13 protein-coding genes are annotated in these 14,796 nt (G+C 66.8%); 3 read left to right on the top strand and 10 right to left on the bottom strand.

Features of this window, described 5'->3' with window-relative positions:
- Positions 1-485: 485 nt before the first annotated feature.
- Positions 486-1,010: a class I SAM-dependent methyltransferase gene (locus AB6806_RS23455; RefSeq protein ID WP_142020974.1), complete on the bottom strand. Its 525-nt coding sequence runs from the start codon at positions 1,008-1,010 to the stop codon at positions 486-488.
- Between the two features lie 191 nt (positions 1,011-1,201).
- On the opposite strand from AB6806_RS23455, the gene AB6806_RS23460 reads away from it, so the two are divergent.
- On the top strand, positions 1,202-2,179 hold the full coding sequence (locus tag AB6806_RS23460; protein WP_210245590.1) for a Bug family tripartite tricarboxylate transporter substrate binding protein: 978 nt from the start codon (positions 1,202-1,204) through the stop codon (positions 2,177-2,179).
- Positions 2,180-2,187: 8 nt separating this feature from the next.
- Here the strand turns inward: AB6806_RS23460 and AB6806_RS23465 are convergent, their stop codons facing one another.
- Entirely contained in the window at positions 2,188-2,763 is a 576-nt protein-coding gene (locus AB6806_RS23465) for a regulatory protein RecX (RefSeq protein ID WP_142020975.1), read from the bottom strand.
- A gap of 1 nt (position 2,764) precedes the next feature.
- Positions 2,765-3,184 (bottom strand): alternative ribosome rescue aminoacyl-tRNA hydrolase ArfB, encoded by a 420-nt coding sequence (arfB, locus tag AB6806_RS23470; protein WP_112762243.1) that lies wholly within the window; start codon positions 3,182-3,184, stop codon positions 2,765-2,767.
- A gap of 37 nt (positions 3,185-3,221) precedes the next feature.
- Here arfB and mazG point away from each other — a divergent pair, with 37 nt between their 5' ends.
- Positions 3,222-4,058, top strand: a complete 837-nt coding sequence (gene mazG / locus AB6806_RS23475) for a nucleoside triphosphate pyrophosphohydrolase (protein WP_142020976.1) — start codon at positions 3,222-3,224, stop codon at positions 4,056-4,058.
- 57 nt (positions 4,059-4,115) lie between these two features.
- Here the strand turns inward: mazG and hflX are convergent, their stop codons facing one another.
- From hflX to dusB, 7 genes are all read right to left on the bottom strand, one after another.
- Positions 4,116-5,540, bottom strand: coding sequence for a GTPase HflX (hflX, locus tag AB6806_RS23480; protein WP_465247256.1), 1,425 nt, complete (start codon positions 5,538-5,540; stop codon positions 4,116-4,118).
- Complete coding sequence (gene hfq, locus AB6806_RS23485; RefSeq protein WP_038365847.1) at positions 5,518-5,766, bottom strand: RNA chaperone Hfq; 249 nt, start codon at positions 5,764-5,766, stop codon at positions 5,518-5,520. Before hfq ends, hflX begins: the two co-directional genes overlap by 23 nt.
- 207 nt (positions 5,767-5,973) lie before the next feature.
- Positions 5,974-7,341, bottom strand: a complete 1,368-nt coding sequence (gene ntrX / locus AB6806_RS23490) for a nitrogen assimilation response regulator NtrX (protein ID WP_038365845.1) — start codon at positions 7,339-7,341, stop codon at positions 5,974-5,976.
- Entirely contained in the window at positions 7,338-9,605 is a 2,268-nt protein-coding gene (locus tag AB6806_RS23495; RefSeq protein WP_370955653.1) for a sensor histidine kinase NtrY-like, read from the bottom strand. The genes ntrX and AB6806_RS23495 overlap by 4 nt, the downstream gene beginning before the upstream one ends.
- A 192-nt stretch (positions 9,606-9,797) precedes the next feature.
- The gene (ntrC, locus tag AB6806_RS23500) at positions 9,798-11,249 is read right to left on the bottom strand and encodes a nitrogen regulation protein NR(I) (RefSeq protein WP_142020977.1); all 1,452 of its coding nucleotides are present in this window, start codon (positions 11,247-11,249) and stop codon (positions 9,798-9,800) included.
- Positions 11,250-11,264: 15 nt separating this feature from the next.
- Positions 11,265-12,338, bottom strand: a complete 1,074-nt coding sequence (locus tag AB6806_RS23505; RefSeq protein ID WP_051988336.1) for a two-component system sensor histidine kinase NtrB — start codon at positions 12,336-12,338, stop codon at positions 11,265-11,267.
- A gap of 81 nt (positions 12,339-12,419) precedes the next feature.
- Complete coding sequence (dusB, locus tag AB6806_RS23510) at positions 12,420-13,409, bottom strand: tRNA dihydrouridine synthase DusB (RefSeq protein ID WP_142021081.1); 990 nt, start codon at positions 13,407-13,409, stop codon at positions 12,420-12,422.
- 180 nt (positions 13,410-13,589) lie between these two features.
- Here dusB and AB6806_RS23515 point away from each other — a divergent pair, with 180 nt between their 5' ends.
- Positions 13,590-14,795 carry a bifunctional 2-C-methyl-D-erythritol 4-phosphate cytidylyltransferase/2-C-methyl-D-erythritol 2,4-cyclodiphosphate synthase gene (locus AB6806_RS23515; RefSeq protein WP_142020978.1) on the top strand — a complete coding sequence of 402 codons (1,206 nt, stop codon included), beginning with the start codon at positions 13,590-13,592 and terminating at the stop codon, positions 14,793-14,795.
- Position 14,796: the final 1 nt, after the last annotated feature.

Consider the following 14,796-nt stretch of genomic DNA (forward strand, 5'->3'; position numbering starts at 1 on the left):
TTCAGATGACATTGAAGTATTCATCCAGTGACATCTCTAATGAGCGCAAGAAGAGACTTGTCTATCGGGTTCTGACAATAGATACACATCCCGATGGCGCTTCATGGCAGATTTGATGAAGGGCGAGAACCGGGACATGACGCACGCCACATAACAAGTGATAAAGGAGGTTATCACATGCGCTATCGCCGCGTGAAGCGCGACAGCGGAACCCCGGCGGATGTTCTCCGACGATCGCGCTTAAACGAGAAATGGCAGCGGGATCGCTTACTGTCGGTCGGCTGGCGAGCCATTTAGCCCAAAGCTTGGTTGTACCGCGCACGACTACGCTATGGGCTAAAAACTCAGGGCTACGACTTTCCTTTGGGCTAAATCAGACGCAGCTATGGGCGACAACTCGTCTATAGAAGCACATGAATTCGACGTAATAAGTCTCCATCTTTGGGCGACACAACACAGATCGTCGAGCCCTGCCCGTCGGTGGCTCAGACGATCTCTCCGGTCTCGGATCGCTCTCCAGCGCCTATCCGCCGATAGGCGAAGTATCGCCCTTCAGGAACATCGTGCGGCAGCGGCTCCGGCCTTAGTGCCGGATGATCGAGTGCCCAGCCGCTGACGACCAGAGCGGCGGGCGCCGCCAGTGCGGCGACCTCCGCCGGCAGCCAGCTCAAGGCAACCGCATCGCGCTCGGGCACCCCGGTCGTGACATCGACATGGATCAGGACGGCGCTCGCTCCATGTTGGGCGGCGAAAGCCGGCAAGGTCTCGGCCATGTCGCCGATGACGAGCAGCCGCGCCGGAGGCATCGATTGCGGATGGGCCTTGGGGTCGCGCTCGAAGACATGAATCGCACGGCCCGGCAGGCGTTCGCGCAGATGGTCATAGGTTCGCCCGTTGCCGAGCCCCAGTTCGAGCACGAGCCCGTCCCGGCCAACGGTCTGCGTCGCGGCCCAGTCGAGCACGCTCCGCTGGGCCTCGAGACGGCGGATGAAGCTGTCGAGCCGGCTCATGCGGAGGCTCCTCCGCCCAATCGGGATACGGAACACCGCATCGATCCGTGCGCCGTCATGGCCGATCCCTCCATCCTATTGAGCATTGCCAAGGGCCGACGACGCGGCCCTATAGTCGCGCAGGCGGCACGCACAAGACGAGCCTCGCTTCAACGGCCGAGAAGAGCCGCCTTTCCGGGAGAGAAACAGAGATGATGACAAAACGATACCTGCTGATGGCTGCCGCTGCGGTTTCGCTGACGGCCCTGTCCATGCCTGCCCATGCCCAAAGCTGGCCGACGAGGCCGATCACCTTCATCGTACCCTTCCCGGCCGGCGGCGGCACCGACGCGTTCGCCCGGCCCCTGGGCGCGCAACTCGACCAGCAGCTCGGCCAGCGCATCGTCATCGAGAACCGCGGCGGAGCCGGCGGCACGGTCGGTGCTTCCGCCGCGTCGAAGGCGGCGCCGGACGGCTACACCTTCTTCGTCGGCGCGGCCCATCACGCCATCGCGCCGGCGCTCTACCCCAAGCTCGACTACGACATCCAGCGAGATTTCATCCCGATCGCGGTCATTGCCCAGCCGCCGCAGGTCATCGTCGTGAATCCGGGCAAGGTCGAGGCGAAGACGGTGGCCGAGCTAGTGGACTACGCCCGCAAGAACCCGGAAAAGCTCAACTATGCCTCCGCCGGCAACGGCACGACGCACCATCTCGCCGGTGAGCTCTTCCAGATCTCGACCAAGACGAAGCTGACCCATGTGCCCTATCGCGGCGCCGGACCGGCGCTGCAGGATACGGTCGCCGGACAGGTCGACTTGCTGTTCGACGGCCTGGGCTCCTCGGCGGCGCAGATCCAGAGCGGCGCGCTGCGTGCGCTCGCGGTCGCGGCGCCGACGCGCTCGGAGACCGTCCCCGACGTCCCGACCGCGAAGGAAGCTGGCCTCGAGGGTTTCGAGGTCTCGACCTGGTATGCGCTCTGGGCGCCGAAGAATACGCCGCCGGAGATCGTGACCCGGATGCGGACGGAGGTCGAGAAGGCCCTTCAGTCGCCGATGATCACGGCCGCCTGGAAGAAGAACGGCTCGCCGATCCCCTCGCTCAGCGGCGAGGCTTTCGGCAGGTTCGTGACGGCGGAGGTCGAGCGCTGGGGCGGGGTCGTGAAGGAGGCGCAGGTCAAGCTGGAGTGAGGGAGCCCTCACCCGGCCTCCGCGCCCTCCTCCTCATCGAGCACGGCCCTCGCCACGGCAAAGCCGAAGCCGAGCCGGGCGAGCACGGCCAGATCCTTGCGGCGCAGGGTGGCGGCATCCGCCGTACCATCTGCTGAGCGGCGCCAGCTTCCCAGGCGCTTGCGCCGCGCCGCGATACGCGCGGCTGCAAGTTCGCTCTCCGCATCGGTTGTCGCGACAGCCTCGACGAGTTCGCGATCGACACCCTTCGCCGCGAGCCGGCCGGCCACCGCTCGACCGGAAAGGCCCTTGCGCCGCAGGCTCGCCGTTCGCGCCTCGGCGAAACGGCGGTCGTCGACGAGCTGCAGCGAAACGCATTGCGCCACGACCTCGTCGAGCAAAGCCGCGTGCAGGGCCGGATCTTCGCCGTGATGGCGGCAGCTCATCGCGATCTTGCGGGCCAGAACCCTGCGCAACTGCGCGGCAGGCGCCGCATAGCGCTCGAGATAATGCAGTGCCGCCCGACGCAGATAGGTCACCGTGATCCGGCGTGGCACGCGGGTTTTGCGGGCCCCCTGCCCGCCCGAATCCTGCTGACCGGCCATGCTAGTCCGAAACCGGCTTGGAACGGCCGGCCTTGACGCCGGAGCGGCGCTCCTTCGAAGCGAGCCGGCGCTCCTTCGAGGCTTTCGTCGGCTTGGTCGCGCGGCGGACCTGCGGGCGCACGGCCGCCGCCCGGATCAGCTCAGCGAGCCGTTCCACGGCCTCCTCGCGATTGCGCTTCTGGCTGCGATGCGCCTGCGCGACAATGACGATGACGCCATCCTGCGTCAGCCTGCTGCCGGCGAGCTTCATCAATCGGATCGCGACGTCGTTCGGCAGCGACGGGGAGCTGCGCGCATCGAAGCGGATCTGCACCGCGCTCGACACCTTGTTGACGTGCTGGCCACCGGGACCCGAGGCGCGCACGAAGCTTTCCTCGATCTCGCTCTCGTCGATGGCGATGGACGGGGTGACTTGAATCATGGGAGTGAGCTTACCTCAATCCACGGAGCCTGGCAGCGTGCAGCCTTCCCGAGATATCGCCCGCCTAATCGAAATCATGGCCGCCCTGCGTACGCCCGGCACCGGCTGCCCCTGGGATCTGGAACAGGACTTCGCCTCGATCGCGCCCTACACGATCGAGGAAGCCTATGAGGTCGCTGACGCCATCGCGCGCGGCGACAAGCTGGATCTCAAGGACGAGCTCGGCGATCTCCTGCTGCAGGTCGTCTTCCATGCCTGCATGGCCGAGGAGGAAGGCTCCTTCGCCTTCCCCGATGTCGTCGAGGCGATCACCTCGAAGCTGATCCGCCGCCATCCGCATGTCTTCGGCGATGCGCGCGACCTGTCGCCGGCCGAAGTCAAGGCGCTCTGGCATCGGATCAAGGCTGAGGAGAAGGCCGACAAGGCTGCCGCGCACGCAGCCGCCGGCCTGCCTCCGAAGGAGGAGAACAGGAGCGTCCTCGCCGGCGTGGCGCATGGCCTGCCCGCCCTCTCCCGCGCCTGGAAGCTGCAGGCCCGCGCCTCGACCGTCGGCTTCGACTGGAACGACGCACGCCTCGTGCTCGACAAGATCCGCGAGGAAACGCAGGAGATCGAGGAGGCGCTCGCTGGCGGCGACAAGGCCGCCATCCATGAGGAAATCGGCGATCTGCTTTTCGTGATCGCCAACCTCGCCCGCCATGTCGACGCCGAACCGGAGGGCTGCCTCGCCGCCGCCAACGCCAAGTTCGAGCGCCGCTTCAAGGGCATCGAGGCGGCTCTCGAGGCCGAGGGCCGAACCGCCAAGGAGGCGAGCCTCGAGGAGATGGAAGCGCTCTGGCAAGCAGTGAAGAGGGCCGAGAAGGCAAGCGGCTGAAACACGCTCTCTATCGGGCAAGCAGAACCGTCGCTGCCCTCGCAATGACCGCGCGGTCTATCTTTGCCGCTCAGCCTGCGGGAAACGTGCCGTGAACGCCCCTTCCCGCTCCCGCGGCAGGCGCACGGTGAGCGTGAGTCCGCCTTCGGCACCATCTTCGCGCGCCAGGATCTCGCCATTGGCATGGAGCCAGGCCAGCGACTTGCCATCGCCGGCCTCCAGCACGAGGGCGTAGACCGGCCGGCTCCGCGCGATGCGCGTTTCGATGGCGGCGGTCAGGCGGTCCATGCCCTCCCCGGTCAGGGCCGAGACCAGCACGGGGCGGCTTTCTTCCGGGCGATGCGCCGCGACCTCGAGCTGGCGGGCGCGCTCCGTTTCGCCGAGCAGATCGGCCTTGTTCCAGACCTCGATCACGCGCTGGCCGTCATCCGGGTTGATACCGAGATCGCGCAGGATCGCCTGGACGTCGGCAGCTTGTGCCTGCGTGTCCTCATGCGAGACGTCCCGGACATGCAGCAGCACATCGGCCTCGATCGCATCCTCCAGCGTGGCGCGGAAGGCGGCGACGAGCTGGGTCGGCAGATCGGAAATGAAGCCGACCGTGTCGGAGAGCATGATCCGCGCGCCATGCGGCAGCTTGATCGCGCGCGCCGTCGGGTCGAGCGTGGCGAAGAGCATGTCCTGCGCCAGCACCTCGGCCGAGGTCAGCCGGTTGAACAGGGTCGACTTTCCGGCATTGGTGTAACCGACCAGCGCAACGATCGGATAAGGCACGCGTTTCCGACTGGCGCGATGCAGCGAGCGGGTGCGCTTCACGCTCTCCAAATCGCGCTCGATCTTGCTCATCCGCTCCTGGATGATGCGCCGATCCGCCTCGATCTGGGTCTCGCCAGGGCCGCCGAGGAAGCCGAAGCCGCCGCGCTGGCGCTCAAGATGGGTCCAGGACCGGACGAGCCGGCTCTTCTGATAGTTCAAATGGGCGAGCTCGACCTGCAGCGTACCTTCCTTGGTGCGGGCGCGCCGGCCGAAGATTTCGAGGATGAGCCCGGTGCGGTCGATGACCTTGCAGCCGAAGGCCTTTTCGAGATTGCGCTGCTGGACCGGCGACAGCGCGCAATCCATCACCACAAGGCCGATTTCCTCGATCTTGATGCGCTCGGCCAGCTCCTCGACCTTGCCCTTGCCGAGATAGGTCGCCGGCCTCAGGGCCGTGAGCAGCACCTGCACGGCCTCGACCACCGTGAGGTCGATGGCGGCCGCCAGGCCGACGGCCTCATCGAGGCGGGCGACGAAGGAGCGCTGATTGCTGTCGACCGCGAGGCCACGCTTCTGCTGATACGGGCCGACCACATAGGCGCGCGTATTCGCCGCGATCTCGCGTTCGATCTCGTCGAGCGGCTTGGGGCCTGAAACCTTCACCGCCGCCCGTTGCTTGTCGTCTTCGCGGCTGGCCGCCAAATCAGTTCTTGTCCGTTTCCTCAGGCTCGAACAATTGCACGGGGTGCCCCGGCATGATGGTCGAGATCGCGTGCTTGTAGACGAGCTGCGAGTGACCGTCACGCCGCAGCAGCACGCAGAAATTGTCGAACCAGGTCACGACGCCCTGCAGCTTCACGCCGTTGACGAGGAAGATCGTCAGCGGAATCTTCTGCTTGCGCACGTGATTGAGGAACGTGTCCTGGAGGTTTTGAGCCCGCTCTGCGGCCATGGGTAGTCCCTATTGTTGGGATCGCCGATCGGATTGTATCCGCGATCCAGTTCGTCCCGTTCTGGCCGGAAAGCCACCTTACCGACCCGAGACACCGACATCACATTAGATCGTTGACTTCGCATGCAACGCAAGTGCAGCAAAGCCGTGTTTTTAGGCATCCTACCTGCGTGACGCGCAGATGGGCATGCGCAAGGCGCCTGACGCTCACCCCACTCCCAGCGATTTGAGCTTCCGGTGCAAGGCGGAGCGCTCCATGCCGATGAACTCGGCCGTCCGCGAGATATTGCCCGAGAAACGCGCGATCTGGGCGATCAGATATTCGCGCTCGAAGATCTCGCGCGCATCGCGCAGCGGCAGGCTCATCAGGCGTTCCCCGCCCGAGCCCGACGGCGTCGTCGGGACCATCGCGCCAACCTCCGCCGGCAGCATCTCGACGGTGATCTCCGAGGTCGGGTCGCCCTTGGTCAGGATCATCAGCCGCTCGACATTGTTGCGCAGCTCCCGGACGTTGCCGGGCCATTCATGCGATTGCAGCACGGCCATCGCATCCGCGCCGATCTGCCGCTTGGGCAGGCCCGAGGCGACCGAGATCTGATCCATGAAGAACTCGATCAGCTCCGGCACGTCCTCCCGTCGCTCCGACAGCGGCGGCACCTTGATCGGGACGACGCCGAGGCGGTGGTAGAGGTCTTCGCGGAAGCGCCCATCAGTGATGAGCTGGGCCAGGTCGCGGCTCGACGAAGAGATGATGCGGACATCGACATGGACGCGTGTCGCCCCGCCGACGCGCTGGAAGTTCTGATCCACCAGCACCCGCAGGATGCGGTTCTGCGTCTCCCGCGGCATGTCGCCGATCTCGTCGATATAGAGCGAGCCGCCATGCGCCTCCTCGAGCGCGCCGACGCGCCGCGAGCGCCCGTCCCCGCCTTCGACGCCGAAGAGCTCCTCTTCCATCGTGTCGGGCGTGATCGTCGCCGCGTTGATCACGACGAACGGGCCGGAGGACCGGTTCGATGCCTCGTGCAGGGTGCGGGCCGTGAGCTCCTTGCCGCAGCCGGGCTCGCCGGTGATGAGGACTCGCGCATTGGTCGGCGCGACGCGTTCGATCGTCTGGCGGAGCTGGTTGACCACGGTGGAGTGGCCGACGATGCGGTTCGCCTGGACCGAGCGTGTCTTGAGCTCCCGCACCTCCCGGCGCAGCCGCGATGCTTCCAGCGCTCGCTCGGCCACGAGGACCAGCCGGTCCGCCTTGAACGGCTTCTCGATGAAGTCGTAGGCGCCGCTCTTGATGGCCGAGACGGCCGTCTCGATGTTGCCGTGGCCGGAGATCATCACCACGGCGAGGTCGGGGTGGCTCTCCTTGATGAGGGCGAGCACCTGCAAGCCGTCGAGGCGGCTGCCCTGCAACCAGATGTCGAGAAAGACCAGGTTCGGCCGCCGGGCCGCGATCGCCGCCAGCGCCTCGTCGGCGGAACCCGCCTTGCGGGTCCGATAGCCCTCGTCTTCGAGAAGGCCGGCGACCAGATCGCGGATATCGACTTCGTCGTCCACTACCAGGATGTCAGCACTCATAGGCGTGTCCCATTCTGCATGTCATGCTCTGGCGCGGCGCTGCCTCGCTCGGCAGCCTCCTCGCCATTGTCGGCCTCCTGAACCGGGCCTGTTTCGGGGAACCAGAGACGGATGCGCGCGCCGCGCGCGCCGTCGGGTCGGTCGAGCAGCTCGATGCCGCCGCCATGGTCTTCGAGAATCTTGCCGACGATGGCGAGGCCGAGCCCGGTCCCCCCCTCGCGGGTGGTCATATAGGGCTCCAGCAGCTTCTGGCGCTGGTCTGCGGGCAGGCCCTTGCCGTTATCCGTGACGTCGATGACGATCCGGCCATCGGCCCAGCGCTCGAACTGGACCTGGATCAGCCCCTGCCCTCGCTCCTCGGGCGGAACCGCCTCGATGGCTTCCGTCGCGTTCTTGATGACGTTGGTCAGGGCCTGCGAGATCAGCCGGCGGTCGAACCGGGCCTGCATGGCTTCCGCCGGCAGGCTTTCCTCGATCGTCGTCTCGGGATTGCCGACCCGCCAGAGGAAGACGATCTGCCGGACGGTCTCGACGATGTCCTCGCGCAGCAGCGCGGGCTTCGGCATGCGGGCGAAGGAGGAGAATTCGTCGACCATGCGCCGGATGTCCTCGACCTGCCGCACGATCGTATCCGTGCACTGGTCGAAGACCTCCTTGCCCTCGATGATGACCTTGCCGAACCGGCGCTTGATGCGCTCGGCCGAAAGCTGGATCGGCGTCAGCGGGTTCTTGATCTCATGCGCGATGCGCCGGGCGACATCGGCCCAGGCCGCCGTGCGCTGCGCCGAAACGAGGTCGGTGATGTCGTCGAGGGTCACCACGAGCCCGGCATTGATCCCCTCGCCCTCATGCACGGCGCGGATGTTGACGACACGGTCGCGCCCTGCCCGCGAGATCGTCACCTGGCCGGAACTCTGCCGCTGGCGGCCCTGAAGCGCGTCGGCGACGAAACTCGCAACCTCCGGCGCGATCTCCGCGATCGGCTTGCCGAGCAGCCGTCCGCCGGTGCCGATCAGGCTCTCGGCCGAACGGTTGATGATGGTGATGTGGCCTTCATTGTCGAGGCTGAGCACGCCGGACGACACGCCCGACAGCACGGTCTCGGTGAAGCGCCGGCGCCGGTCGATCACCTCGCTCGCCGTGACCAGCCCGTCGCGCTGCCGGCGCAGCTCCGCCGTCATCTTGTTGAAGGTTTCCCCGAGATGGGCGAGGTCCCCCTCCGAGCGCTTGATCGGCACCTGCACATAGAAATTGCCGCTCGAGACCTGGTCGGCCGCATGGATCATCCGCCGGATGGGCGCGACCAGGCGATTGGCGAAGCTCAGGCCGAGCCAGATCGCCGAGAGCAGCAGGATCAGCGCGATCAGCCCATACATCGAGGCGAAGGCGATCTGGACGCCCTTCCGGCGCGCATCGATCGAGAGATACTCAACCGCCGCGCCACGCGCGACCGCCGGGAACTCGACCGCCAGCGGGTCCACCTCGCGGGCGATGTAGAGGAAATTGCCGTCATAGATCGGCAGCTTCACCAGCGCGCCGAAGATCCTGCCGGTGCGCGGAATCACGCAGATCGGATCCGGCGAGGCCGAGGCGTCGTCGAAGGCCGCCTGGTCGGGCTTCGGCGGATCCTTCAGCACGTCGATATTGGCGCGCACGACCGTCTTGTCCGGCGGTTGCATGATCGCCGCCACAGGCAGGCCGAGCGCGGTCGCCCGGGCGGTCATGAAGCTGTCGAACCATTTGCGGTCGACATCGAAGGCAGGCTTCGCCCGCGTCAGATCGTCCGCCAGCACGCGGATCTCGCGGCCGAGCGACTTGCACTGGCTGGCGGCATAGGCATCCGCCACCTCGACCGATTTGAAGATGGCGTCGCGCATCCGGTCGGAGAACCACGGTTCGAGCCCGCGCTCGATCGTCACCGTCGCGATGACCGCGACGAGAATCGCCGGCAGCGCCGCGATGAAGCTGAACAGGCCGACGATGCGGACATGCAGGCCCGCCGCCGCCGCGCCCGCCTTGCGGGCCCGGATCAGCACGGCGGCCTCGAAGACCACGACGACCAGCAGGGCCAGGATCAGCAGCGCGTTCAGCACGAAGACGCCGATGACCACCTCGTGCACCGGCGCGATCGGCGTCGCGCCCGACAGGACGAGGAAGGTCAGCAGCGCCGAAACCAGCGCGAGAACGACGATGATCCCGCCGATCCACCCGGAGACGTGGCGCTGCTTTTCCTCGGCGCGCGGCACGATCCTGGTGTCACTCACGGAAAACGACACGATATTCGACAACTCCAGGGTGCGCGGCCGGCAGCCGGTCGCGCTCGCATGCGTCACTGATGCGCCGACGCAACGGTGTTGTCAAAATATGACATAGGCAAGGCAAGCCGGCCGGTCGGTGCCGGCGGCCGCACTATCGGCCGATGGCCTCTGAAAGCCGCCCGGAAGCGCCGCGAGGCTTCAGCGTGGCGTCCGCACCACCTGCATGTCGAGCTCGCGGATCTTCTTGCGCAGCGTGTTGCGGTTGAGTCCGAGCAGCTCCGCTGCGCGGATCTGGTTGCCGCGGGTCGCGGCGAGTGCGGCCGCGATCAGCGGCGGCTCGATCTCGCGCAGGATGCGGTGATAGAGCCCGGGCGGCGGGATATTGTCGCCAAATCCGCCGAAATACTGGTTGAGATGGCGCTCGACCGAGCCCGACAACGTTTCCGCCCGTTCCGGCGCCGTGCTGGCGCCGCTGTAGCCCGGCGTCGCGCTTGCCGGCTGCAGCTCCGCCTCGACGATCGGGGCGGTGATGGTTTCCTGTGGATAGAGCGCCGCCAGCCGCCGGACCAGATTCTCCAGCTCACGGACGTTGCCGGGCCAGCGATAGCGCCGCATCACGTCCATCGCCTCCGAATCGACCTGCTTGCGCGGCAGGCCCTCCTTCTCGACCAGCGAGAAGAAGTGGCGGACGAGATCCGGGATGTCCTCGACGCGCTCGCGCAGGGGCGGCAGGCGGATCGGCACCACGTTCAGGCGGAAGAACAGATCCTCGCGGAACAGCCCCTGCGCGATCGAGATGCGCAGATCCTTGTTGGTCGCCGCCACGATGCGGACATTGGTCTTGATCGGCGTGCGCCCGCCGACCGTGGTGTACTCGCCCTGCTGCAGCACGCGCAGAAGCCGGGTCTGCGCCTCCATCGGCATGTCGCCGATCTCGTCGAGGAACAGCGTGCCGCCTTCCGCCTGCTCGAAGCGGCCCGACGAGCGGGTCAGCGCGCCGGTGAAGGCGCCCTTCTCATGGCCGAACAGCTCCGATTCGATCAGGTCCTTCGGGATCGCCGCCATGTTGATCGCGACGAAGGGGCCGTTCTTGCGCTTGCCGTAATCGTGCAGCGCCCGCGCCACCAGTTCCTTGCCGGTGCCGGATTCGCCGTTGATCATCACGGTCAGGTCGATCGGCATCAGGCGCGCCAGCGCCCGGTAGACGTCCTGCATCGCCGGCGAGCGGCCGATCAGCGGAATGTCCTCGGCCTCGCCCACCTGGGCGCGGGTCGCATCGCCACGTGGCCGCGACATGGCCCGCCCGACGATGGCGACGAGTTCCTTCAGGTCGAAGGGCTTCGGCAGATATTCATAGGCACCGCGCTCGGAGGCCTTGATCGCGGTCATGAAGGTGTTCTGCGCGCTCATCACGATGATCGGCAGCTCCGGCCGCACCCGCTTGATACGCGGCAGCAGGTCGAAGGCGTTGCCGTCCGGCATGACGACGTCGGTGATGATGAGATCGCCGAGCCCCTGCGCGGCCCAGGTCCAGAGCGTTGCCGCCTGCCCGGTTGTCCTCACCTCATAACCGGCCCTCGCGAGCGCCTGGTTGAGGACCGTGCGGATCGCGGCGTCGTCGTCGGCTACCAGAATGTTCCCAGTCGGCATGTGTTCGCGCTGGCCTTACGTTGCCTGTCCCGGGCGCTGATGCAGGGGCAGGAGAATCCTGAAATTGGTACGGCGGGGAACGGACTCGCATTCGACGATTCCGCCATGATCGCCGATCACCTTGGCGACGAGTGCAAGTCCAAGGCCACTTCCCTGCGCCTTGGTCGTGACGAAGGGATCGAAGAGGAGGTGCAGCAGGTCCGACGGCACGCCCGGACCGTTATCGCGGATGACGATCTCGAGCGGCAAAGCGATGCGATCGGACGATCCGGGCACCTGCATGCGGATACCCGGACGATAGGCGGTCGACAGGGTGATCTCACCGTCTATCGCTTGTTCGCCAATGGCTTCAGCGGCGTTCTTCACCAGATTGAGCAGCACCTGGACGAGCTGGTCGCGGTTGCCCGACACCGGCGGCAAGGAAGGATCGTAGACCTCGTTGAAGCGGACATGCCGGGCAAAGCCGGATTGTGCCAGGCGCTTCACATGGTCGAGCACGTCATGGACGTTGACCGCGTCGCGTTCGCTCGGCCGCTCGTCGCCGAACAATTCGACGCGCTCGACCAGCTTCACGATCCGGTCGGTCTCGTCGCAGATGAGCTGCGTCAGCATCCGGTCGGAATCCGAGATCGAGCCTTCGAGCAGCTGCGCCGCGCCGCGTATGCCGGAAAGCGGATTCTTGATCTCATGAGCCAGCATGGCGCCGAGCGCCGTGATCGAGCGGGCTGCTCCTCGATGCGTCAATTGCCTGTCCATTTTTTCGGCAATTGTCCGTTCTTGCAGCATCAAGACAACGGCAGGCCCCTGATTGGGCAAGGGAGAGGCGAAGACATCGACGATGCGCTCATTCCCGAGGCGGGGACAACCCAGGTCGAGCCGGTACTCGCTGACGCTCGCGCCACGGCGATGCACCTCCTCGACCAGCGCCAGCACCGGCGATCCGAAAGCGATGAGGTCGTCGAGCCTCTGCCGCCTGAGCAGGGCGACGCTCGACTGAAAGAAGTTCTCTGCCGCCATATTGGCATAGATGACCGCATGAGCCTCGCCGATGACGAGCACGGGCATCGGCAGCACATTGAGCGCCTGCATCTCGATCGGGTCGAGCAGGTAGCTGGCTCGGCCCTGGGCGCCCGTCTCAGCAAACATCACCGTCATCAGCTCGACTCCGGTTCAAGCCGCTTCGCGGCAGCGATCGGTGGAAAACAGCCCCGACAGCGCGGCGATGACCTGCCGCGGCTCCTCCGAGGTCAAAAGAATGCGCCGGCGCTCCGGATCGGCCTCGCAGCCATCCGCCAGCGCATCGTCGGCATAGGCGGCCAGATGCTTGCGCGCATGACGCACGCCATGCGCGATCCCCATCAGCGCCAGCAACCCCTCGTAATGCTCGCGCGCCATGGCGAGCTTGTCCGAGAGCGTCACCGTCTGCGCCGGCAGACCGTCGAGCGCGGCCCCGATCGCGCCGACCAGCCAGGGCCGCCCGAGAGCGGCTCGTCCGACCATGATGAAATCGGCGCCGGACTGATCGAGACAGGCGCGGGCGTCCTCGACATCATGGATGTCGCCATTGGCCACGAGCGGGAAGTCGCCAGCCGCCCGGACCGCCGCAATGGCGCGCCAGTCGGCCTTGCCCTTGTAGAATTGCTGCCGGGTGCGGCCATGAACGGTGATCAGCCGCGCGCCCGCAGCCACGGCGCGGCGCGCCAGCTCGGGCGCGTTGCGCGAGGCATCGTCCCAGCCGAGCCGCATCTTCACCGTCACCGGCACCTTCACGGCCGCCACGGCGGCTTCGACCAGGCTGACCGCGTGATCGAGATCGCGCATCAGCGCCGAGCCCGCCCAGCCGCCCGTCACCTTCTTGGCCGGGCAGCCCATATTGATGTCGACGATATCGGCGCCATTCGCCTCGGCCAGCCGCGCCGCCTCCCCGAGCCAGTGCGGATCGCAGCCGGCGAGCTGCACCACATGGGGCGAGACCCCCTGCCCTTCGGCACGGATGCGCGCCTCCTCGCTGCCACGGACGAATTCATCCGAGGCCACCATCTCCGAGACGAGGATACCCGCGCGGAAACGGCCGGCGATGCGGCGCATGACGATATCGGTCACGCCTGACATCGGCGCCAGGAAGGCGCGGGACTGGATCGGGATACCGGCGATCTGCAACAACTCACAGCCTGCTTTTGAGGCAATCTCTAGGATGCATATTTATTGGACATTGCTGCATAAGCGCAAGCGTCTTGACGTTGATATTGCGATGCAACATCGCCGCACCCCCTGCCCGAGCGCCACCGAATTGGCTATGGCTTCCGCCGATTGCGATTTCTCCGTCCAGGGCAAGGGAACGTGCCGAACCGAATCGAGACCTCCGCCCCCGTCGCCGCCCTGCTCGTCGCGGCCGGTCGCGGCTTGCGCGCAGGCGCCGGCCAGCCGAAGCAATACAGGCTGATCGACGGGCGCCCGGTTCTCGCGCAGGCGCTGGCGCCTTTTCTGGCAGAGCCTGCGATCGGCCGCGTCGCTGTCGTGATCGGCGAGGGCGACGAGGATCGCTATGCCGACGCCATCGCCGGCCTCGACCCCGCGCGCCTTGCGCCGCCGACCATCGGTGGCGCGACCCGGCAGGACTCCGTCCGGCGTGGGCTGCAGGCGCTGGCGCGCGACGGCTTCGATGGCATCGTGCTGGTCCATGACGCGGCGCGCCCCTTCGTCTCGCCGGCCCTGATCGACGCCGCCATCCGCACATTGGACGAAAGCGGGCTCGCGGCCATCCCCGCCCTGCCGGTCACCGACACGATCAAGCGTATCGACGAGCGCGGCCACATCGCCGAGACGCCGCCCCGGGACCGGCTCGTCAGCGTGCAGACCCCGCAGGCCTTCCGGTTCGGCCCTTTGCTGGCCGCTCACGAGGCGGCCAGCGCCGCGCTCCTGCACGGCTTCACCGACGATGCCGCGCTGATGGAATGGGCCGGCCATCCCGTCGCAACCTTTGCGGGCGATCCCGCCAACATCAAGCTGACGCATCCGGAGGATTTCATGCGGACCGGCGCCGGCAACGGCAAGCTGCTCGTCACCCGCGTCGGCACGGGCTACGATGTCCACGCCTTCGGGCCGGGCGATCATGTCTGGCTCGGCGGCGTCAGGATCGGCCACGATCAGGGCGTCGTCGCTCATTCCGACGGCGACGTCGCGCTTCATGCCTTGACCGACGCGTTGCTGGGGGCGCTGGCCGAAGGCGATATCGGCACGCATTTCCCACCGAGCGATCCGCAATGGCGCGGCGCCGCCTCAGCGAAATTCCTCGCCTTCGCGGCGGAGCGCGTGCGCGAGCGTGGTGGTCGCATCGACCATCTCGACCTCACCATCGTCTGCGAGGCGCCGAAGGTCGGCCCGCATCGCGACGCGATCCGCGCAGCGATTGCCGCGGCCGCCGGCGTCACGCCCGGCAAGGTCGCGATCAAGGCGACGACGTCGGAGCGCATGGGCTTCACTGGCCGGCGCGAAGGCCTCGCTGCGCTGGCCACAGCGACGGTCCGGCTGCCCGAGGAGGAGTGAA

This window comes from Allobosea sp. RCC_152_1, from assembly GCF_041360765.1.
In the GTDB taxonomy this organism is placed as follows: Bacteria; Pseudomonadota; Alphaproteobacteria; order Rhizobiales; family Beijerinckiaceae; genus Allobosea; species Allobosea spartocytisi.